The organism is Enterobacter sp. Taxon_8 (assembly GCF_058354585.1).
In genome coordinates this window covers 931277-953182 of the sequence record NZ_CM177989.1, presented here as the reverse complement: position 1 = coordinate 953182, position 21906 = coordinate 931277, and the positions used below count along the sequence as shown (strand labels likewise).

Here is a 21906-nt window from a genome sequence, read left to right as displayed (position 1 = left end):
GATCAGGAACGCACCACCAGCGCGTCGTAGCCGCGCCAGCGGTAGTTGACCATGGAGATCAGCCAGCAGGCAACGAACAGCCCGACAACCACAAACCCGGCGTTGCCCAGGTTGTCGTTTACCGTGCCAATCAGATCCCACACGCCGCCGCTGAGGGCAAATTTGTCCATCAGCAGACCCAGCGCTTCCAGCCCGCCGATAAACAGCGCCACCACCACGGAGGTGCCGGTGATGGTCATGTTGTAGTAGAGCTTGCGCTGCGGCTTGTTAAACGCCCAGCCGTAGGCGCCGACCATCAGCAGGTTATCGAGGGTATCCACCAGCGCCATGCCGCTGGCGAAGAGTGCAGGAAAGATCATGATTGACCACACCGACATCCCGCTGGAGGCGCTAGCGGCAGAGATCCCCAGCACGCCAATCTCGGTGGCCGTGTCAAAGCCGAGACCGAACAGGAAACCCACCAGATACATCTGCCAGCTTTTATTGACGAGGCGGAAGGTTTTGCCAAACAGCCAGTTCATGACGCCGCCCTGGGCAGGCAGCGTGATGTCGCCCTGCACCGGCTGGCCTTTTTTCAGCGCCTGAAAACTGCGCCAGACTCCGCGCAGGATCACCATGTTCACCAGCGCCATCGCCAGCAGGAAGGAGGCGGAAACGGCGGTGCCAATCAGGCTGCCGGTTTCGTGGAACCATTCCATGTTTTTCTGAAACGCCGTGGCGGTGGCGGCAATAGCAATGGAGGCCAGCACCACGATGGTGGAGTGTCCCAGCGAGAACCACGCCCCTACGCCGGACGGGCGTTTGCCCTGCTGCATCATCTTACGCGTCACGGTATCAATGGCGGCAATGTGGTCGGCGTCCACCGCGTGACGCAGCCCGTAGCACCACGCCAGCAGGCTGGCGGCCATCAGCGCCGTGCTGCCGCTAAAGGTCTGCCATGCCCATCCCCAGGCCAGCAGGTTTGCCATTACCAGAGCCAGCAGCAGAAGCGCGGCGCGAGGTTCATTGCGTAACAGTCGTAACATTTTTAGTCCTTTGTAAACATGACCGGGCAGCGGCGACCACCGCCTGCCCGAAGGAGATCGCTCCGTCACCTGCGGGCAGGTGCGAAGGAAAAAGAAGCGTAAAGTCAGAAAGATAATGACGCAGGCGCGCGCGCAGCAGACGGTTGTGCAGCACGCCGCCGCTGAGACAGATTGTCGACAGCGACAGGCGTCGGGCATGGAACGCGGCAAGATGCGCCAGCCCTTTTGCCAGCGCGTCGTGAAATGCCCACGCGCGCTCGCAGGGCTCCGCCTGCCAGCTCAGCCACTGCAGCCAGAATTGCGCGAGGTTATCCACTTCCAGCGTCACCGGATGGTCAACACCCGTGCACTGCGATGCCAGGGCTTCCAGCCGGCAGGCCGCTTCCCCTTCGTAACGCTGCGTGTCGATGCCGAGCGCACAGGCAACCGCGTCAAACAGGCGACCACAGGAAGAAGCTCGCGGCGCGTTGATGCCACGCCGGATCGCCGTCGCCAGCAGCGGCCAGTTCTGGCGCTGTACCGCACGCGTTTCAGGGTACTGCTGCCAGTCAGGCACAAACGCCAGGCAGTGGGCGAGTAAATTGCGCCACGGCTGCCGCGCCGCCAGATCGCCCCCCGGAAGCGCAACGGCAGGCAGCCCGCCCAGACGCTCGCACGCGAGATAGTTCACCCGCAGGCACTCCCCGCCCCACAGCGCACCGTTCTCGCCCATGCCGATCCCGTCCAGCGTCAGGGCAATTGCGTCTTCGCCGTCGAGTGGCCAGCCGTTCTCCGCCAGGCACGCAGCCGCGTGGGCGTGATGATGCAGGACAGTTTCAACGGGCAGCCCCTGCACCTGCGCCCACTGACGCACGCGGTACCCCGGATGGGCATCGCATACAATGCGCTCCGGCTGAAAGCCGTAAATTTCCTGCATCGTCGAGAGCGCGCTGCGCCACTGCGCTTCGACACCCTCGTCACTGAGATCGCCAAAATGCTGGCTCAGCACCGCCTGGTTCCCACGCGCCAGGCAGAAGGTGTTTTTCATCTCCGCGCCGGTGCATAGCATGGCGGGGATATTCTCGAAACCCGCAGGCAGCGTAACGGCATCGGGCACAAAACCGCGCGCGCGGCGAAGCATCGTGCCGTCGCGATCCATCACCGAATCATCCATCCGCTGCAGGATATCGCGGTTGTGCAGCAGGAAGCCGTCCGCGACGTCGCCGAGCTCATCCAGCGCCTGCCGGTTGGTGATGGCTGGCGGTCTGCCGCTGAGGTTACCTGAAGTCATCACCAGCGGGCGCTGGCAGTCCATCATCAAAAGATGCTGCAGCGGGTTCGCAGGAAGCATGATGCCCACGGAATCCAGACCGGGCGCGATACCTTCCGGTAACGCGGGCAGCCAGGCTTTTGGCGTGAGCACAATGGGTGCAGCGGGTGATCGTAGCAGCGCCTGAACCGTCTCCGGCAGGTCATCCGCATGCGGGATCATCACCGCCAGCGGCTTAGACGGTCGCTGTTTGCGTGCCCGAAGCGTCGCGACCGCCTGCGGATTACGCGCATCGCAGACGAGATGAAAACCACCCAGCCCTTTAACCGCGACAATACCGCCGCTTTTCAGCATCGCCACCGCCGCGCGCAGCGCAGCCTCACGGGCAGCCGTGATGTTGCCCGCGCGCCATTCCAGCGCGGGCCCGCAGTCCGGGCAGGCTACCGGCTGAGCGTGAAAACGGCGGTCGGCAGGATTGCGGTACTCTGCTTCACACGGCACACAGAGCGGGAATGGCGCCATTGCCGTGGCCGGGCGGTCGTAGGGCATGGCGCGAATAATGGTGAACCGCGGCCCGCAGTGGGTGCAGTTGATAAACGGGTAGCGATAGCGGCGCTCGCCGGGGTTGCGCATTTCAGCAAGACATGCCGGACAGGTCGCGGCATCCGGCACTATCTGGGTGTCCATCGCCCCGCCCGCGCTGTGGCGGATGGTAAAGTCCTCCGGCACGTGCGCCCAGGTAAACGGCTGCATTTCCACGTGGTCAATGCGTGCCAGCGGCGGGCAGTCCTGATGCAGCCTCGCGGTAAAGGCCCCCCCATTACCCGCGAGGCGCACCAGCACGCCCTCTCCGTCATTGCAGACGTCACCGGTCAACTGAAGCGCCTGCGCCAGCTGCCAGACGAAGGGACGAAACCCTACGCCCTGCACTTTGCCGCGCACGCGCAGCTGAACGCCGTTGCTGCTCATACGGTTCAGAACAGCAGTGATGACGAGGTGTCGAACGCCGCGCGACGGCGCTTTTCGGCGCTCATCTGCTCAAGCTTGTCGCGATCCACGCAGACCAGCGCGTGCGTCGGGCAGGCTTCCATGCAGGCCGGACCGGCGTCGCGGTGGTAGCACAGGTCGCACTTGTTGGCTTCGGCTTTCTCCGCCCGCACGCTCAGCCCCATACCGCTGTTGCGCACCACCGGACGGACCACCACCTCCATCGCGCCATACGGGCAGGCGACCACGCAGGTTTTGCAGCCAATGCAGCGCTCCTGCATCACGTGCACAAAGCCTTTCTCGCGTTTAATCGCCCCGTTCGGGCAGACGTTCGCGCACGGTGCGTCTTCGCACTGGCGACAGATGGCGGCGGTGGAAATATTCACGCCTTTGATGACGTGGATGCGCGGCAGGAAGGTGTCAGGGGTAAGCGACGCGCAGTCCTGCTCCGCCTGATGGGAAACCACGCACGCCACTTCACAGGTACGGCAACCAATACACTTACTGGCATCGGCCATAATAAAACGGTTCATCTGCTTCTCCAGCATTACAGTTATGCGCGGAGATATTCATAAACCGTGCCAATAATTAACTTATTGATTTTATTTGATTTTAAAAATTAAAGCGGTGCCGTCATCGTCACTTATGACGATGACGGCTGTCGACATCAGCGGTGTGGGCCGTCAATTACAGAGTCACGCAGGACAAGCTCGCCGGAGAAGGTTTGTTGATACTTAAACTCGCCGCCGTCGAGCATGAAGATCAGGCGGCTGATGGTTTCTTTAATCATCTCCGTCACCGGAATACGCACGCTGGAAAGCGACGGCACGATGTAGGGCGCGATGGCCACGTCGTCGAAACCGATCACCGACACCGCGTCCGGTGCGGTCACGCCGCTGTCGTGCAGCTGCTTTATGGCGCCGATCGCCATGTCGTCATTACTCGCCACCAGCGCCGTAAAGCGTTCACCGCGAGCAAGCAGTTCGGCAACCGCCGCCGCGCCGCTGGCGGGGTTCCACTTCCCCTGCGCAATCAGACCCTCGCGCAGCGGAATACCGTGCTGCGCCAGCGCGTCCTTGTAGCCGGAGAGACGCTCAACCCCGGTGGGAGAATCCAGCGAGCCGGTGATAAACGCGATTTCCCGGTGCCCTTTCGCGATCAGCTGCGACACCGCGTCCTGGCTGGAGGCTTTATGATCTGACCAGACGCTGTGGCTGCTGTTTTTCCGCAGGCGACGGTTGAGCACCATTATGGGCTGCTCGCACTTCTCGACGATCTCATCCATTTCATCCACGCTCAGAAAACGCGGATAGATGATCACCGCGTCGCAGCGCATATCGAGCAGGTACTGGATCGCCTCGCGCTCTTCATCCGCGCTATGCTTGCCGTCCGCGAGGATCAGCTGCCGCCCCTTTTCTTCCGTCATGCGCGCGGCGTGAAACAGCAGTTCGCTAAAGTAGACGCCGTGATAAAGGGTGTTCGTCACCACCAGGCCCAGCGTCTGGGTACGTTTGGTAGCCAGGTTTCGCGCCAGCAAATTCGGGCGATAGCCGCTCTCTTCAATGGCCTGAAACACCCGATCTTTGGTTTCCTGGCTAACGTAGCCATTTCCCGACAGCACCCGGGATACCGTGGCTTTCGAAACGCCTGCCCGCTTCGCCACTTCCAGCATCGTGGTCATGTTGTTATTCCGTCTGAATCTGATGGAGCGCAGTGTACTGCACTGCAAAAAAATTGTCGCAGCGATGAAATCACGCTTTCGATACCCAATTGCGATCTGCATCACGAAACGAAAAAATGGTCAAAAAGCGATCTTGTTTCATTCATAGAAACTAATGATGATTATGTGGAACCGGTTTCCTACATTTCTCACAACAATAACAGGATCACATCCGATGGCCAAAAATTACGCTGCGCTGGCGAACGACGTCATCAGCGCGCTGGGCGGCAAAGAGAACATCATCGCCGTCACCCACTGCATGACGCGACTACGTTTCGTTCTGAAAGATGAAACCCTCACCGATGCCGCACGCCTGAAAAGCATCAGCGGCGTCCTTGGCGTAGTGCGCAACGACAACCAGTGCCAGGTGATTATTGGCAACACGGTGTCACAGGCGTACCGCGAAGTGGTAAGCCTGCTGCCCACGGAACTGCAGCCCGCAGTGCCGGAAGGACCGCAGAAACTGACGCTGCGCCGCATTGGCGCCGGGATCCTCGACGCGCTGATCGGCACCATGTCCCCGCTGATCCCGGCGATCATCGGCGGCTCGATGGTCAAGCTGCTGGCGATGATCCTTGAGATGACCGGCGTGCTGCCAAAAGGCGCGCCGACGCTGACTATTCTGACCGTCATCGGCGACGGCGCCTTCTTCTTCCTGCCGCTGATGGTGGCAGCCTCGGCGGCGGTGAAATTCAAAACCAACATGTCGCTGGCCATCGCCATTGCGGGCGTGCTGGTGCACCCGAGCTTTATCGAGCTGATGGCAAAAGCCGCGCAGGGTGAGCACGTTGAGTTCGCCTTTATCCCGGTGACGGCGGTGAAATACACCTACACCGTCATCCCGGCGCTGGTGATGACCTGGTGCCTGTCATACATCGAACGCTGGGTGGATCGTATTACCCCGGCGGTGACGAAAAACTTCCTCAAGCCGATGCTGATCGTGCTGATTGCCGCCCCGCTCGCCATCGTGCTGATTGGCCCGCTGGGGATCTGGATCGGTAGCGCCATCTCCGCGCTGGTCTACACCATTCACGGCTACCTGGGCTGGCTCTCCGTCGCCATCATGGGCGCGCTGTGGCCGCTGCTGGTCATGACCGGCATGCACCGCGTGTTTACGCCGACCATCATTCAGACCATTGCCGAGACGGGCAAAGAAGGGATGGTGATGCCGTCGGAAATTGGCGCCAACCTGTCGCTCGGCGGCTCTTCGCTGGCGGTGGCGTGGAAAACCAAAAACCCGGAGCTGCGCCAGACGGCGCTGGCTGCGGCGGCCTCCGCCATCATGGCGGGGATCTCTGAACCGGCCCTGTACGGCGTCGCAATACGTCTGAAACGCCCGCTGATTGCGAGCCTGATCAGCGGCTTTATCTGCGGCGCGGTGGCCGGTATCGCGGGTCTTGCCAGCCACTCGATGGCGGCACCGGGGCTGTTTACCAGCGTGCAGTTCTTCGATCCGGCCAACCCGATGACCATCGTCTGGGTGTTTGGCGTGATGGGTCTGGCAGTGGTGCTGTCGTTTGTTCTGACCCTGATACTGGGCTTTGAGGATATTCCTGTCGAAGGCGACGCCGAAAAAGCGCGCGCCCTGCAGACCGCACCGGTACAGAACAACGCAGCAAAAGCATAAATTGAAAGCGAGGTAAGAATGTCTGTTTTTCCACAAGGATTTTTATGGGGCGGCGCGCTTGCCGCCAACCAGAGTGAAGGCGCTTACCGTGAGGGCGGCAAAGGGCTGACGACGGTCGATATGATCCCCCACGGCGCGAACCGCCTGGCGGTGAAGCTCGGTAAGGAAAAGCGTTTTTCGCTGCGTGACGACGAATTCTACCCGAGCCACGAGGCGATTGATTTTTACCATCGCTATAAAGAGGACATCGCCCTGATGGCGGAGATGGGCTTTACGGTGTTCCGCACCTCGATCGCCTGGAGCCGCCTCTATCCGAACGGCGACGAACCGCAGCCGAATAAAGAGGGTATTGCCTTTTACCGCGCGGTGTTCGAGGAGTGCAAAAAATACAACATCGAGCCGCTGGTGACGCTCTGCCACTTCGACGTGCCGATGCACCTGGTGACGGAATACGGATCCTGGCGCAACCGCAAGATGGTGGATTTCTTCGCCCGCTACGCCCGCACCTGCTTTGAGGAATTTAACGGGCTGGTGAAATACTGGCTGACCTTCAACGAAATCAACATCATGCTGCACAGCCCGTTCTCCGGGGCGGGACTGGTGTTTGAGGAAGGCGAAAACGAAGACCAGGTGAAATACCAGGCCGCGCACCACGAGCTGGTGGCGAGCGCGCTGGCGACCAAAATTGCCCACGAGGTGAACCCGGAAAACCAGGTCGGCTGCATGCTGGCGGGCGGGAATTTCTATCCGTACTCCTGCAAGCCGGAAGACGTGTGGATGGCGCTGGAGAAAGACCGCGAGAATCTGTTCTTTATCGACGTGCAGGCGCGCGGCAGCTATCCGGCCTACTCCGCCCGCGTGTTCCGCGAGAAAGGCGTGGTGATTGTGAAAGATCCCGGCGACGACGAACTGCTGAAAAATACCGTCGACTTTGTCTCGTTCAGCTATTACGCCTCGCGCTGCGCCTCGGCGGATATGAATGCGAACAATACCAATGCGGCGAACATCGTCAAATCCCTGCGCAACCCGCACATTCAGGTGAGCGAATGGGGCTGGGGCATCGACCCGCTCGGCCTGCGCATCACCATGAACATGATGTACGACCGCTACCAGAAGCCGCTGTTCCTGGTAGAAAACGGCCTCGGGGCGAAAGATGTCGTTGATGAAAACGGCGAGATTAACGACGACTACCGCATCAGCTATCTGCGCGAGCATATCCGCGCGATGGGCGATGCGATTGAGGACGGCGTGCCGCTGATGGGCTACACCACCTGGGGCTGCATTGACCTGGTTTCGGCCTCAACAGGCGAGATGAGCAAGCGCTACGGGTTTGTGTACGTTGACCGCGACGACGCAGGGAACGGCACGCTGGAGCGGAAACGTAAGAAATCGTTCGGATGGTATAAGAAGGTGATTGCGAGTAACGGGGCGGATCTGGCGTAGCCAGTTGCCCGGTAGCGCTGCGCTTACCGGGCCTACGGTTTTGTAGGCCGGGTAAGGCGTAGCCGCCACCCGGCACTGCTCAGAGCGGAGAAAACCCTCCATCCCCAACCCACCCCGCCAGCCGCGAATACACCTCCTCCACCGCCGCCTTCACTGGCGGCGTCATCGGGTAATAAAACCCGACAATGTCCGGCTGGATCCCTAAAAACAGCACCTCGCCCACGTCACCTTTGATCTGATCCACAAGGTAGTTCAGCGGCATATTGTGGGTGGTCATCATAAACATCTCGGCGATGTCGTCCGGGTCAATCAGGCGGATCTCGCCGGGGTTGAGCCCCATATCGGTGGCATCGACGATTAACAGCCTGTCCGGACGCAGTTCGCGAATGGCGACCACGTCGTTTTCCGGCGCGCTGCCGCCGTCAATGACCACCCAACTGCCCTGCGGGTTGGCGGCGCACATCTCCGCCAGCAGCGGACCCGCGCCGTCGTCGCCCATCATGCTGTTGCCGACACACAGTAAAACGTCAGTCACGTAATCTCCTCACCATCAGGTAGATGGCGCTCTCCTGATGAATATCATGCAGCATGCCGAGCAGCGTTTTGCTCCACGCCTGCTGCTCGGGGGTTTGCCTGCCGAGCGCCGCGTCAAAGGCGTTGGCGAGCATGGCAATGTGGTTCACATCGATCACGATCTCGCCGTACTTCGGCACGCCTTCCATCTTGCGCCGCGCCGTGCTGCCCTCCTCCAGCGTGGCGATCCACGCCAGATATTCCGGCCACGGGCAGCTCAGCGCGGCCTCCAGGCAGTCAATCACCCCGAGGTGATGCCCAATCGCCAGGCTGTAATAGACCACCTGCTGCGCCGCATCCGGCGTGGCATCGTTCTCATCAATAAACTTACGGCTCAGCTGACTGAACACCACCGTTTCACTCATCGGATTCGCGCCTCATCGACGATGCTGTTCAGGTTCGCCACGATCTCATTGAGGCGCGGATCGTTTTCCGCCTCCAGCCAGCGCGCCACCTGATGGTCGCCCTGGCTCAGCAGGCGCAGATAGTCATCGGCAATCTGACGCCCGTAGCGATAGCCCGCCAGCCTGCGCGCCGTGCGGTCGACCTTCACCCGCAGCGGTTGCACCATGTCCGGGTGCAGAATGGCGGCAGGCTGGTTGTCCAGCTCGCCCGGCTCGCGGGCGTGGATTTTCTGCTCCAGCAGGCCGAGCGCCATGGCAAAGCCGTAAAGCGTAGCGGCGGGCGTCGGTGGACAGCCCGGAATGTAGACGTCCACCGGCACGATTTTGTCGGTGCCGCCCCAGACACAGTAGAGGTCGTGGAAGATGCCGCCGCTGTTGCCGCAGGCGCCGTACGAGATGCAGATTTTCGGGTCCGGCGCGGACTGCCAGGCGCGCAGCGCGGGCGAGCGCATGGCGCGGGTGACGGCCCCGGTGAACAGCAGGATGTCCGCATGACGCGGGGACGGTACCACCTTGATGCCGAAGCGCTCGGCGTCAAACAGCGGCGACAGCGTAGCGAAGATCTCGATCTCGCAGCCGTTGCAGCCGCCGCAGTCCACGCGGTAGACGTAGGCCGAGCGTTTGATTTTTTTCAGCAGCGACGCCTTCATGCTGGCGATGGATTCGTCCACCGTCATCGGCACCGGAATGCCGTTAGCGTCGCGCGGGCCCAGTAGGTTTTCCATCAGCTGGCCTCTCTCATGTGGCGGGTGATATCAATGCGGTCGGACGGCAGCAGGCACTTCTGACGCTTGCACGCCGGGCAGGTTTCAAAGCTTTCGCGGTGATGCTCCGCGCGGGCGTCGCCATTGTGCTGCAGCAGCGCGATGGCGTAGTCGATCTCTTTCTGCACGGCGAACGGACGCCTGCAGACGCGGCAGTTGCACAGCTCAAAGCGCGACTGCTGCAGAAAATCCTCTTTCTTCCACACCGCCAGCTCGTACTCCTGCGACAGGCGAATGGCGACCGTCGGGCAGACCTCCTCGCAGCGGCCGCAGAAGATACAGCGCCCGAGGTTAAACTGCCAGGCCAGCTCGCCGGTTTTGAGATCCGTTTCCACCGTCAGGGCATTCGACGGACAGGAGTTGACGCAGGCCGCGCAGCCGATGCACTGCTGCGGATTGTGCTCCGGCTTGCCGCGAAAGTTTTTATCCACCGGCATCGGCTCCAGCGGATAGCTGCTGGTTTGCGTGCCGGTTTTGATCGCTTTTTTGATAAAGGTAAACATGACTAATCCTTATTTCAGCGGCGAGTTCTTACGCTCGATGCTGTAGCGCTCAAGCTCTTTGTACGGCACCACCTGGCTTTTCTTCTTGCGCACGTCGACGACGGTCATGCGGTCGGTGCAGGAGTAGCATGGGTCGAGGCTGCCGATGATCAGCGGCGCATCGGAAACCGTGTTGCCGCGCAGCATGTAGCGCAGGGTTGGCCAGTTGGCGTAGGTGGCCGCGCGGCAGCGCCAGCGGTAAAGCTTCTGGTTGTCGCCGGTCATGCTCCAGTGAATGTCGTCCCCGCGCGGCGCTTCGGCAAAGCCGAGGGCAAAGCGGTTCGGAACGTAGGTGAAGCCCTCCACCATCAGCGGGCCGCCAGGCAGGTTATCAAGGCCGTAGTCGATCATGTTCAGCGCCGTGAACACCTCGTTGATGCGCACCTTGAGGCGAGAGATGACGTCGCAGCCCTGCTCGCTGTGCACGGTCATCGGCAGCAGGCCGTAGCCAACGAACGGGTGATCGGTACGGGTGTCGCGGGCGTGGCCGCTGGCGCGCACCATCGGGCCGACGTTGCTGAAGTCGCGGGCAATTTCCGGGTCAAGACGGCCGATGCCGACGGTGCGCTGCTCGATGTTTGGCGTGCTGAGCAGCATATCCACCAGCTCCTGCACGTCGCGGCGCATCTGCTGCGCCAGCTGGCGGGTCTGGATCATATCGTTTTTCAGCAGGTCGCGGCGGATCCCGCCGATCAGGTTCAGACCGTAAGTTTTGCGCGCCCCGGTGAGGATCTCCGCCATCTTCATCGACGCTTCGCGCACGCGGAAGAACTGCATAAACCCGGAGTCAAAGCCAACGAAGTGGCAGGCCAGTCCGAGGTTCAGCAGGTGCGAGTGCAGACGCTCCACCTCCAGCAGAATGGCGCGGATCATCTGCGCGCGCTCCGGCACCACGATCCCCATGCCGTTCTCCACCGAGGTGGTGTAGGCGGTGCTGTGGGCGAAGCCGCAGATGCCGCAAACGCGGTCGGAAAGAAACGTGACTTCATTGTAGCCCATGCGGGTTTCCGCCAGCTTTTCCATCCCGCGGTGGACGTAGAACAGACGGTAGTCGGCGTCGATAATGTTTTCGCCGTCGACGAACAGGCGGAAGTGGCCCGGTTCGTCGGAGGTGACGTGCAGCGGGCCGATCGGCACCACGTTGTTCTTCTTGCTGCCCAGCTCGTTGATGAACTCGTAAGTTTCGCTGTCGGTGGTTGGGGCCGGACGCTGGCGGTAGTCCATGCTGTCTTTACGCAGCGGATAGAGTTCGTCCGGCCAGTCGTCAGGCAGCACCAGGCGGCGCTCGTCCGGCAGGCCGACCGGCACCAGACCGTACATGTCGCGCACTTCGCGCTCGCCCCAGACGGCCGCGGGCACGCGCGGCGTGACGGACGGGTATTCTGGCTTATTCGGGTCGACCTCGACGCGCACGGTGATCCAGCACTTCTCGCCCTGCTCCATAGACATCACGTAGTACACCGCGTAGTTGCCGCACAGCTGGCGCTCGTCGTTACCGAACAGCACCGACAGCCAGCCGCCCTGCTGGTAGTAGAGAAACTCCACCACTTCCGGCAGATAGTTCACCTTAATGGTGACGGTTATCTGGTCTTTGGTTTGCCAGGACTCCTCCAGCACCACGCCGGGGAAAGCCTGATGCAATGCGGCGAGATACTGCTGACCTTTCTTTTCTTCAGACATAAATACTCTCTTTAATCACGCCACCAGCAAGGAGACGAACGCTAAAAATGCAAAACCAAACCCGGCCCAGGTGATGCGGGACGTTTCCACAAAACGCAGGCGCGCCATGCTGTTTTCGAACAGGGCAATCACCAGCACGCCGACCAGCAGCTTGAGGGCGGCAACCACGACGGCCAGCAGCAGACCGCCCGCGGAGAAGTGCGTCATCTGCCCCCACGGGAAGAAGACGCCGACAAACATCTGCAGCACCACCAGCTGTTTGAGGCTAATACCCCACTTCAGCACCGCAAAACCGTAGCCGCTGTACTCGGTGAGCGGCCCTTCCTGAAGTTCCTGCTCGGCTTCAGCCAGATCGAACGGCAGTTTGCCCATCTCGATAAAGGTGGCGAACGCGCAGGCGCACAGCGCCAGCACCAGCGGAATGGAGCGGGCAACCGGCCAGTGGTAGACGGCGTGGGTGATAAAGCTGATGTGGGTGGAGCCCGCAACCTGCGCGGCAACCCACAGCCCCAGCAGCAGGATCGGCTCAACCAGCACGCCGAGCATCGCCTCGCGGCTGGCACCGATGCCGGTAAACGGGCTCCCGGTGTCCAGGCCCGCAATGGCAAAGAAGAAGCGGGCGATAGCGAAGAGGTAGATAAGCGTGATCAGATCGCCGAGCGCCGGCAGCGGCGACGCCACCGTCACCACCGGCAGCGCGGTGGCGATGGTCAGCATCACGCCCACCATCACAAACGGCGTCAGACGGAAGACCCAGCCTGCGGCATTCGGCACCACGCTCTGGCGAGAAAACAGCTTGAAGAGATCGCGATACTCCTGGAGCACACCAGGGCCGCGACGGTTGTGCATCCGGGCGCGCGCCACGCGCGTGATGCCCGACAGCAGCGGCGCCACGGCGAACAACACCAGCGCCTGAAGAATTGCCAGTAACAGATTCATGTCAGGCTCCTCGTGAAATCACAATGACCACCAGCACCGCCAGTTCGATGACCGCCAGACGGCGGAACAGCGCGGGTGCGGCAGCGCTCTGCCAGCCGGGTACCCAGCCGACCGGGTTCAGCCAGTGGCGCAGCTTCAGCACGGCGGCAAAGTTTTCTTTTACCGGCATGGCGAAGCCGTGGGCGGTAATGACCATCGACTGTTCGTGTTCGTAGCCACAGGCCCACGCCGCACCGCGCGAGCGGGAGGCGAGCCGGTCGCGTTTGAAGAACATCATCAGGATGAGCGGTAGCAGCGGTGCGCCAATCAGCAGCAGCGCAATCATTGGCTGAGAGACGGTGGTATTCGCCACGGTCAGCGGCAACGGAATGGCGTTGCCCAGCAGCGGTAGCAGCCAAGGTGCAGCGACGCCGCCCGCAATGCAGCACAGCGCCAGCGCGACCACGCTCACGCCCATCAACAACGGTGCGCAGCAGGCGTTTTCCGCTTCGCGGGTGCGCGGCGCACCGAGGAAGGTCACGCCGTAGACTTTCGCCATGCACATCACCGCCAGCGCCCCGGTAATCGCCAGCCCGACCGCCAGCAGCGGCCCCAGCAGACGAGCGATAAACGCATTGCTCTGACCGAGGGCGAAGAAGGACTGATAGATCACCCACTCCCCGGCAAAGCCGTTCAGCGGCGGCAGTGCGGCCATCGCCATCAGCCCGACCAGCATCGCCAGTGAAATCACCGGCATCTTTTTGCCAATCCCACCGAGCTTTTCGATATCCCGATGGCCGGTGCGGAACCAGACGCTTCCCGCTCCAAGGAACAGGGTGCTTTTAAACAGGCTGTGGTTGACGAGGTGATAAAGACCGCCGATAAAACCGGCCGCAATCAGCGCCGGCTGGTTGAGCGCCAGCCCGGTCACGCCCGCGCCCATGCCAAGCAGGATGATGCCGATATTCTCCAGCGTGTGGTACGCCAGAAGACGCTGGATATTGTGCTCCATCAGCGCGTACAGGCCACCGACGAACGCCGTAATCATGCCGGCGACCAGCAGCACAACGCCCCACCACAGCGGCGGCTGGCCGCCGGTCAGCGTAATCGCCAGGATCCCGAACAGACCGACCTTCATCACCACCACAGAAAACAGCGCGGCGGCGGGCGCGGAGGCATTCGCATGCGCCTGCGGCACCCAGCCGTGCAGCGGAATGATGCCGGCGAGCAGGCCAAAGCCGAGCACGCCCAGCAGCCAGACGTCATTGCCCAGCGGATGCCCGTTGAGCACAGCGAAATCCAGCGTGCCGAAGCGCTGCCACACCAGCCAGCAGGCCAGCGCCAGCAGCAGCGTTCCGAGGCGTCCCAGCGCAAACCACAGCTTGCCGGAGGCGCTACAGCCCGTCAGGAACACGCCGCACAGCGCCATGATCTCCGCCATCACCACCAGCGCGCCGAGGTTGCTGGCGGTCACGGTGCAGACCGCCGTCGCCATCAGGAGGTTAACCAGCAGGCCGTTGGCTTTAGCGTGCGGGTGGCGGTGCCAGTCGATATTGAACAGGCTGATAAACACCCCGCACAGGCCAAACGTCACCAGCCAGATGGCGTTCAGCGGCGTGATCTCAACGGTGTGGCGAATCAGCGGCATCACGGTCTCTGCCGACTGGCCGCCGAACAGAACAACGCCGCCTGCCGCCAGCGTCATCAGGCTAGCGACCGCCCCGCCGAGCCCGGCGATCGCGCCGCTCAGGGTTTTATGGAATGAGAAGATCGGCGCCAGAACGGCGGCGGCCGCAAAACAGGCTACCGCGCTGGTAATCATCATCACCGCATTCATTTCGCCCCCTCGTTAAGCGCCTGTAGCAGAGAAAGGTCGCCAAAATCACTGTTGATGGTCAGCTCGCGTTTGCGCTTGCTGGTACGGGCGATGTCGCGAATGTTAACCAGAATCAACGCTTTCGTCGGGCAGGTCCGCACGCAGGCCGGGCCCTGATCATCGAAGCTGCACAGGTCGCATTTCACCGCAACGGCACGGATGCCGGGCACCCAGTCCAAAAGCGAGCTTACGCGCGCAGGCGCCGGCGGCGCGGGCGGGGCTTTTGGCGAGTTGGCATTCGCCGGGATATGCAGCGGTCGGCTGCCGGAAAATTCAATCGCGCCGAACGGGCAGGCAATGCCGCACAGCTTGCAGCTTACGCACAGGCTTTCGTTCAGCTGGACAGCGCCATCCACGCGGGTGATGGCATTCACAGGGCAGACACCCGCGCACGGGGCATCCTCACAGTGATGGCAGAGCTGCGGGGCAGACTCTTTTTCATTACGCATGACGTGCAGGCGCGGCATGGACTGCAGCCCATGCAGGCGATGCGTTTCCGAACACGCCGCCTCACAGGTTCGACAGCCAATGCAGACCGTCGAGTCAGCAATTACAAAACGGTTCACCGGGTTATCCTCTGGTGATAGTCATTTTTGTCGAAAAGCTGTCTTGTCGACACTTCTCGACACGCATGGGTCAGGCCACGTTCGCTGAGGTATTTCCGTCCATCAGTTGCTTCAGGTTGACCGGAAGATCGTGCTCAACGGCGGCGTACAGGCCGTTATAGACCGGCGCGATTTTTTCCAGATAGTGTTCCAGCACCTGCTGGCGATCGCGGTTGCTTACGTGGCCGTCCACCATGCCGTCGGCCATCAGCTGCGCCTTCGCAATACACTGTTTTTCGCCGTCTTTTGTCTCGAGGTAGTACTCAATGGTGTGGCTGTTGAAGTTGTCCGCCAGGGTAACGTTGATGGTGAAATGGCCGAACAGAACGAAGCGCATGTCGCCCTGCGCCGCGCAGCTCATCGCATGGTGAAGACGCGCTTTCGACAAGGTAATGCCCTGGATCAGAGAGTTGCAGTAAAGGTGCCACTGGTCCTGTAACTGTTGATGACGCTGCGCGATGTAATCCGCTTTTTCGCTGATTTCCCAAATAGTCATAAAAGGTATCCGTTTAATGGAGATAGCGGCTGTTAAGCAGATTCCATGCCAGTTTTTATCTTTATGATTTTCAATACATTTACCTTAAAAATTGCTGTCAACACCGCGGTGTCGACGTGTCATTTCGACAGCGTTGACATCGTCACGCCTTAACAAAAATCAAGCTGGCACTGTTATTGCATTACCAGGGCAATTCATTGAGGAGGCGTCATGCACGAAATCACCCTCTGCCAGCGGGCTCTGGAACTTATCGAACAGCAGGCAGTGCAAAACCACGCGAAGCGCGTCACCGGCGTCTGGCTGAAGGTCGGAGCGTTTTCCTGCGTCGAGACCAGCGCCCTGACCTTCTGTTTTGAGCTGGTCTGCCGCGGCACGCTGGCGGAAGGCTGCGAACTGCATATTGAAGAACAGCAGGCGGAGTGCTGGTGCGAGCAGTGCCAGCAGTACGTCACCCTGGTGTCATCAAAGGTACAGCGCTGCCCGCAGTGTCAGAGCACCGGTCTGCGCATCGTGGCGGATGACGGCATGCAGATCCAACGCCTCGAAATCGAGAAGGAGTAAAGTATGTGTAGTACCTGCGGTTGCGCCGAAGGCAACCTGTATATAGAAGGGGATGAACACCGCCCCCACTCCGCGTTTCGCTCCGCGCCCTTTTCCCCCGCCCCGCGCTCTGCGGCAGCCCTGACCGGCATTACCTTTGCGCCGCAACGCTCCGATGCGGGCGACCTGCATTACGGCCACGGCGAAGCGGGCACCCACGCGCCGGGCATGAGCCAGCGCCAGATGCTGGAGGTGGAAATCAACGTGCTGGACAAGAATAACCAGATCGCCACCCGCAACCGCGCCCGCTTTGCCACCCGCAAACAGCTGGCGCTGAACCTTGTCTCCAGCCCCGGATCCGGCAAAACCACGCTACTGACCGAAACGCTCAAGCGCCTGAACGGGCTTGTCTCCTGCGCGGTGATCGAAGGCGACCAGCAAACCGTTAACGACGCGGCGCGCATTCGCGAAACCGGCACCCCGGCGATTCAGGTCAACACCGGTAAAGGCTGCCACCTCGATGCGCAGATGATTGCCGACGCCGCCCCGCGCCTGCCGCTGGTGGATAACGGCATCCTGTTTATTGAAAACGTCGGCAACCTCGTCTGCCCGGCGAGCTTCGACCTCGGCGAACGACACAAGGTGGCGGTGCTTTCAGTGACCGAAGGCGAAGACAAGCCGCTGAAGTACCCGCACATGTTTGCCGCCGCGTCCATCATGCTGCTGAACAAAGTCGACCTGCTGCCGTACCTGAATTTCGACGTGGATAAGTGCGTGGCGTATGCCCGCGAGGTGAACCCGGAGATTGAGATCCTGCTGGTCTCCGCCACGCGCGGCGACGGCATGGACGGCTGGCTAGACTGGCTGGAGAGCGAACGATGTGCATAGGCGTACCGGGACAAATTCACGCCATCGACGGTAATCAGGCCAAAGTCGAGGTCTGCGGCATCCTGCGCGACGTCGACCTGACGCTGGTGGGCAGCACCGATGAGAGCGGCGCCTCGCGTCTCGGCCAGTGGGTGCTGGTCCACGTGGGGTTTGCCATGAGCGTGATTAACGAAGCGGAAGCCCGCGACACGCTCGACGCCCTGCAAAATATGTTCGACGTGGAGCCTGACGTGGGCGCGCTGCTGTACGGCGAGGAGCGATAATCATGCGTTACGTTGATGAATACCGCGCGCCGGAGCAGGTGCTGCAGCTTATCGGCCACCTGAAAACGCGCGCAGCGCGGCTGGACTACACGAAAGAAAGGCCGCTGCGGATCATGGAGGTGTGCGGCGGGCACACGCACGCCATCTTCAAATTTGGCCTCGGCCAGCTGTTGCCGGAAAACATTGAGTTTATCCACGGCCCCGGCTGTCCGGTCTGCGTGCTGCCGATGGGGCGCATCGACAGCTGTATTGAAATTGCCAGCCAGCCCGACGTCATTTTCTGCACCTTTGGCGACGCGATGCGCGTGCCGGGGAAAAATGGTTCGCTCCTGCAGGCGAAAGCGCGCGGCGCAGACATCCGGATCGTCTATTCGCCGATGGATGCCCTGACGCTGGCAGCGGATAACCCCGCGCGCAAGGTGGTGTTTTTTGGCCTGGGGTTTGAAACCACCATGCCCGCCACCGCCATCACGCTGCAGCAGGCGAAAGCGCGCGGCGTCGATAACTTTTTCTTCTTCTGCCAACACATTACGCTCATCCCCACCCTGCGCAGCCTGCTGGAAGAGCCAGGCAACGGCATTGACGCCTTTCTGGCACCGGGCCACGTCAGCATGGTGATTGGCACAGACGCCTACGGTTTTATCGCTGAACAGTACAATCGTCCGTTAGTGGTCGCTGGTTTCGAACCACTTGATCTACTGCAAGGTGTCACCATGCTGGTTGAGCAGAAAATAGCGTCCCTGAGTACCGTGGAAAATCAGTACCGCCGCGTGGTGCCGGATGCGGGAAATGAACGAGCGCAGCAGGCGATAGCCGACGTGTTTAGCGTTGAGGGCGACAGCGAATGGCGCGGCCTGGGGCTGATTGCTGAATCCGGCGTGCGCCTGACGCCAGCCTATCGCGCGTTCGACGCCGAAGCGCATTTCCGCCCGCAGCCGCAGCAGGTTTGCGACGATCCCCGTGCCCGCTGCGGCGAGGTGCTCACCGGCAAATGCAAACCGCATCAGTGTCCGTTATTTGGCAATACCTGTAACCCGCAAACCGCCTTTGGCGCGCTGATGGTCTCCTCCGAAGGGGCGTGTGCCGCGTGGTATCAGTATCGCAACCAGGAGAGTGAAGCATGAATACGGTTGAAATGGCGCACGGCAGCGGCGGACAGGCGATGCAGCAGCTGATTAACCGGCTGTTTATGGAGGCCTTTAACAACCCCTGGCTCGCCGAACAGGAAGACCAGGCGCGTATTGACCTCGCCACCCTCACCGCGCAGGGCGACCGGCTGGCCTTCTCGACCGACAGCTACGTGATTGACCCGCTGTTCTTCCCGGGCGGCGATATCGGCAAGCTCGCCGTCTGCGGCACGGCGAACGACGTGGCCGTCAGCGGCGCCATTCCGCGCTACCTCTCCTGCGGGTTTATCCTTGAAGAGGGATTACCGATGGAGACGCTCGCGGCCGTGGTCAACAGCATGGCGCAGACCGCGCGCGAGGCGGGGATAGCTATCGTCACCGGCGACACCAAAGTGGTGCAGCGCGGCGCGGCCGACAAGCTGTTTATCAACACCGCCGGAATGGGCGCGATCCCCCCCGATATTCACTGGGGCGCGCAGCGCCTCAGCGTGGGCGACGTGCTGATCGTGACCGGCACGCTGGGCTGCCACGGGGCGACCATCCTGAACCTGCGCGAAGGCCTGGGGCTGGACGGCGAACTGCGCAGCGACTGCGCGGTACTCACCCCGCTGATTCAGACGCTGCGCGGTATTCCCGGCGTGAAGGCCCTGCGGGATGCCACGCGAGGCGGTGTCAACGCCGTGGTTCACGAGTTTGCGGCAAGCTGCGGGTACGGGATTGAACTCACCGAGCGCAGCCTGCCCGTTAAGCCCGCCGTTCGCGGGCTTTGCGAACTGCTGGGTCTGGACCCGCTCAACTTTGCAAACGAAGGCAAGCTGGTGATTGGCGTTGAACGAGCCGCGGCACAAGCTGTTCTTGAACAGCTGCAGGCTCATCCGTCAGGAAAAGAGGCGGCGATGATTGGTGAAGTGGTTGAGCGCAAAGGGGTGCGCCTGACCGGACTTTATGGCGTGAAGCGCACGCTGGATCTGCCGCACGCTGAACCCTTACCCCGTATTTGCTAGACCGCGCCACAAGCGGCCAGCATGGATTTTTTTTGCTCGTTTCTACTGGAAAGCACTATGCCGTATACACCGATGAGCGATCTTGGACAGCAGGGTCTGTTTGACATTACGCGCACACTTTTACAGCAACCCGATCTCGGCGCGCTGAGCGATGCCCTGACGCGGCTGGTCAGGCAATCGGCGCTGGCGGACAGCGCCGCGATTGTGCTCTGGCATAGCGGAACGCAGCGCGCGAGCTACTTCTCAACGCGTGATAATGGCAAAACGTTTGAATACGAAGACGAAACGTATCTCGCGCATGGCCCGGTGCGCCGCATTCTCTCCAGACCTGAAGTGCTGCACTGCAACTTTGCGGAATTTCAACAGGCGTGGCCGCGGCTCGCGGAGAGCAACCTCTATCAGCCGTTCGGGCATTACTGCATGCTGCCGCTGGCTGCAGAGGGCCAGATTTTTGGCGGATGCGAGTTTATCCGCACGACCGACCAGCCCTGGAGCGAGGCGGAATACGAGCGCCTGCACACCTTTACCCAGATAGTGGCCGTCGTCGCGGAGCAGATCCAAAGCCGAGTGACGAATAACGTGGATTACGACCTGCTCAGCCGCGAACGCGACAACTTCCGCATTCTGGTCGCCATCACCAACGCCGTACTCTCCCGCCTGGACATGGATGAGCTGGTCAGCGAAGTCTCGAAAGAGATCCACCACTATTTCAAAATCGATGCCATCAGCATTGCGCTTCGCGGGCATCGCAAGGGCAAGCTGAACATCTACTCCACGCATTATCTTGATGAAGCCAACCCGGCGCACGAGCAGAGCGAAGTGGATGAAGCGGGCACTCTTTCTGAACGGGTCTTCAAAAGCAAAGAGATCCTCCTGATCAACCTCAACGAGCAGGATCCGGTCGCGCCGTACGAGCGGATGCTGTTCAACACCTGGGGCAACAAAATCCAGACCCTGTGCCTGCTGCCCCTGATGTCCGGCAACACCATGCTGGGCGTGCTGAAGCTGGCACAGTGCGAGGAAGGCGTGTTCACCACCGCCAACCTGAAGCTGCTGCGTCAGATCGCCGAGCGTATCTCCATCGCGCTCGATAACGCGCTTGCCTATCAGGAGATCCACCGTCTGAAGGAGCGGCTGGTGGATGAAAACCTGGCCCTGACCGAACAGCTCAACAACGTGGACAGCGAGTTTGGTGAAATCATCGGGCGCAGCGACGCCATGTACAGCGTGCTCAAGCAGGTTGAGATGGTGGCGCAGAGCGACAGCACGGTGCTGATCCTGGGCGAAACCGGTACGGGTAAAGAGCTGATTGCCCGCGCCATCCACAACCTGAGCAACCGCAACAGCCGTCGGATGGTGAAGATGAACTGCGCCGCGATGCCCGCAGGGCTGCTGGAAAGCGATCTGTTCGGCCACGAACGGGGTGCCTTCACCGGGGCCAGCAGCCAGCGGCTGGGCCGTTTTGAGCTGGCAGACAAAAGCTCGCTGTTCCTTGACGAAGTGGGCGATATGCCGCTGGAGCTACAGCCGAAACTGCTGCGCGTCCTGCAGGAGCAGGAGTTTGAGCGCTTGGGCAGCAACAAGCTTATCCAGACCGACGTGCGGCTGATTGCCGCCACCAACCGCGACCTGAAAAAAATGGTCGCCGACCGAGAGTTCCGCAGCGATCTCTACTATCGCCTGAACGTCTTCCCGATCTTCCTGCCGCCGCTGCGCGAGCGCCCGGAAGATATCCCCCTGCTGGTCAAAGCCTTTACCGCGAAGATCGCGCGCCGGATGGGGCGAAACATCGACAGCATTCCTGCCGAGACGTTGCGTACCCTTTCATCCATGGAATGGCCCGGCAACGTGCGCGAGTTGGAAAACGTCATTGAACGCGCGGTGCTGCTGACGCGCGGAAATGTCCTGCAGCTCTCCCTGCCTGAAGTGACGCTGCCTGACGTGAGCGTGCCCGCCGCCGAGACGGCGAAAGAGGGAGAAGATGAATATCAGCTCATTATGCGCGTACTCAAAGAGACCAACGGCGTGGTCGCCGGGCCGAAAGGTGCCGCCCAGCGCCTGGGGTTAAAACGCACCACCCTGCTGTCGCGCATGAAGCGTCTCGGTATTGATAAAGAGAGCCTCATTTAAGGCCTTATTCCGGCGGTGTTTTTCTGACACCGCCTTTTGTTACCC

Annotated in this window: 21 protein-coding genes; 8 read left to right on the top strand and 13 right to left on the bottom strand. The window is 61.2% G+C overall.

Going from position 1 to position 21906, the window contains the following annotated elements:
- Positions 1-2 precede the first annotated feature (2 nt).
- The 4 genes from AC4IBF_RS04565 to AC4IBF_RS04550 form a co-directional block, all read right to left on the bottom strand.
- A complete protein-coding gene (locus AC4IBF_RS04565) occupies positions 3-1025 on the bottom strand; it encodes a HoxN/HupN/NixA family nickel/cobalt transporter (RefSeq protein ID WP_133295035.1) in 1023 nt (340 codons plus the stop codon).
- Complete coding sequence (hypF, locus tag AC4IBF_RS04560; RefSeq protein WP_491463170.1) at positions 1003-3243, bottom strand: carbamoyltransferase HypF; 2241 nt, start codon at positions 3241-3243, stop codon at positions 1003-1005. The genes AC4IBF_RS04565 and hypF overlap by 23 nt, the downstream gene beginning before the upstream one ends.
- A 5-nt stretch (positions 3244-3248) precedes the next feature.
- Positions 3249-3794, bottom strand: a complete 546-nt coding sequence (gene hydN, locus AC4IBF_RS04555) for an electron transport protein HydN (RefSeq protein ID WP_023308960.1) — start codon at positions 3792-3794, stop codon at positions 3249-3251.
- Positions 3795-3928: 134 nt separating this feature from the next.
- Entirely contained in the window at positions 3929-4942 is a 1014-nt protein-coding gene (locus tag AC4IBF_RS04550; RefSeq protein WP_248175188.1) for a LacI family DNA-binding transcriptional regulator, read from the bottom strand.
- 214 nt (positions 4943-5156) lie between these two features.
- On the opposite strand from AC4IBF_RS04550, the gene ascF reads away from it, so the two are divergent.
- Positions 5157-6608, top strand: a complete 1452-nt coding sequence (ascF, locus tag AC4IBF_RS04545) for a PTS cellobiose/arbutin/salicin transporter subunit IIBC (protein ID WP_252093594.1) — start codon at positions 5157-5159, stop codon at positions 6606-6608.
- Between the two features lie 18 nt (positions 6609-6626).
- Positions 6627-8051 carry a 6-phospho-beta-glucosidase gene (locus AC4IBF_RS04540; protein ID WP_252093595.1) on the top strand — a complete coding sequence of 475 codons (1425 nt, stop codon included), beginning with the start codon at positions 6627-6629 and terminating at the stop codon, positions 8049-8051.
- A gap of 79 nt (positions 8052-8130) precedes the next feature.
- On the opposite strand, the gene hycI is transcribed toward AC4IBF_RS04540, so the two are convergent.
- From hycI to hycA, 9 genes are all read right to left on the bottom strand, one after another.
- Positions 8131-8586 (bottom strand): hydrogenase maturation peptidase HycI, encoded by a 456-nt coding sequence (gene hycI / locus AC4IBF_RS04535; RefSeq protein ID WP_136195141.1) that lies wholly within the window; start codon positions 8584-8586, stop codon positions 8131-8133.
- Complete coding sequence (locus tag AC4IBF_RS04530; protein ID WP_008499571.1) at positions 8579-8989, bottom strand: formate hydrogenlyase maturation HycH family protein; 411 nt, start codon at positions 8987-8989, stop codon at positions 8579-8581. The genes hycI and AC4IBF_RS04530 overlap by 8 nt, the downstream gene beginning before the upstream one ends.
- Positions 8986-9753: an NADH-quinone oxidoreductase subunit B family protein gene (locus AC4IBF_RS04525; RefSeq protein ID WP_021241938.1), complete on the bottom strand. Its 768-nt coding sequence runs from the start codon at positions 9751-9753 to the stop codon at positions 8986-8988. Before AC4IBF_RS04525 ends, AC4IBF_RS04530 begins: the two co-directional genes overlap by 4 nt.
- On the bottom strand, positions 9753-10295 hold the full coding sequence (locus AC4IBF_RS04520) for a formate hydrogenlyase complex iron-sulfur subunit (protein ID WP_133295042.1): 543 nt from the start codon (positions 10293-10295) through the stop codon (positions 9753-9755). Before AC4IBF_RS04520 ends, AC4IBF_RS04525 begins: the two co-directional genes overlap by 1 nt.
- 9 nt (positions 10296-10304) lie before the next feature.
- Positions 10305-12014: a formate hydrogenlyase subunit HycE gene (gene hycE / locus AC4IBF_RS04515; protein ID WP_252093596.1), complete on the bottom strand. Its 1710-nt coding sequence runs from the start codon at positions 12012-12014 to the stop codon at positions 10305-10307.
- Between the two features lie 15 nt (positions 12015-12029).
- Positions 12030-12953, bottom strand: coding sequence for a respiratory chain complex I subunit 1 family protein (locus AC4IBF_RS04510; RefSeq protein WP_248175194.1), 924 nt, complete (start codon positions 12951-12953; stop codon positions 12030-12032).
- Between the two features lies 1 nt (position 12954).
- Complete coding sequence (gene hycC / locus AC4IBF_RS04505; protein ID WP_252093597.1) at positions 12955-14769, bottom strand: formate hydrogenlyase subunit 3; 1815 nt, start codon at positions 14767-14769, stop codon at positions 12955-12957.
- Entirely contained in the window at positions 14766-15374 is a 609-nt protein-coding gene (locus tag AC4IBF_RS04500; RefSeq protein WP_115876154.1) for a 4Fe-4S dicluster domain-containing protein, read from the bottom strand. Before AC4IBF_RS04500 ends, hycC begins: the two co-directional genes overlap by 4 nt.
- A 70-nt stretch (positions 15375-15444) precedes the next feature.
- Positions 15445-15909: a formate hydrogenlyase regulator HycA gene (gene hycA, locus AC4IBF_RS04495; RefSeq protein ID WP_491463169.1), complete on the bottom strand. Its 465-nt coding sequence runs from the start codon at positions 15907-15909 to the stop codon at positions 15445-15447.
- A gap of 210 nt (positions 15910-16119) precedes the next feature.
- Here hycA and hypA point away from each other — a divergent pair, with 210 nt between their 5' ends.
- Genes hypA through flhA form a run of 6 tightly spaced genes read left to right on the top strand, consistent with a single transcriptional unit; the run spans position 16120 to position 21861 of the window.
- Positions 16120-16470 (top strand): hydrogenase maturation nickel metallochaperone HypA, encoded by a 351-nt coding sequence (gene hypA / locus AC4IBF_RS04490; RefSeq protein WP_047173498.1) that lies wholly within the window; start codon positions 16120-16122, stop codon positions 16468-16470.
- 3 nt (positions 16471-16473) lie between these two features.
- Complete coding sequence (gene hypB, locus AC4IBF_RS04485; RefSeq protein ID WP_133295046.1) at positions 16474-17337, top strand: hydrogenase nickel incorporation protein HypB; 864 nt, start codon at positions 16474-16476, stop codon at positions 17335-17337.
- A complete protein-coding gene (locus AC4IBF_RS04480) occupies positions 17328-17600 on the top strand; it encodes a HypC/HybG/HupF family hydrogenase formation chaperone (protein WP_047650282.1) in 273 nt (90 codons plus the stop codon). Before hypB ends, AC4IBF_RS04480 begins: the two co-directional genes overlap by 10 nt.
- A 2-nt stretch (positions 17601-17602) precedes the next feature.
- A complete protein-coding gene (gene hypD / locus AC4IBF_RS04475) occupies positions 17603-18724 on the top strand; it encodes a hydrogenase formation protein HypD (protein WP_133295047.1) in 1122 nt (373 codons plus the stop codon).
- Entirely contained in the window at positions 18721-19731 is a 1011-nt protein-coding gene (gene hypE, locus AC4IBF_RS04470; RefSeq protein WP_133295048.1) for a hydrogenase expression/formation protein HypE, read from the top strand. Before hypD ends, hypE begins: the two co-directional genes overlap by 4 nt.
- Before the next feature lie 57 nt (positions 19732-19788).
- Entirely contained in the window at positions 19789-21861 is a 2073-nt protein-coding gene (gene flhA / locus AC4IBF_RS04465; RefSeq protein WP_115876158.1) for a formate hydrogenlyase transcriptional activator FlhA, read from the top strand.
- Positions 21862-21906: the final 45 nt, after the last annotated feature.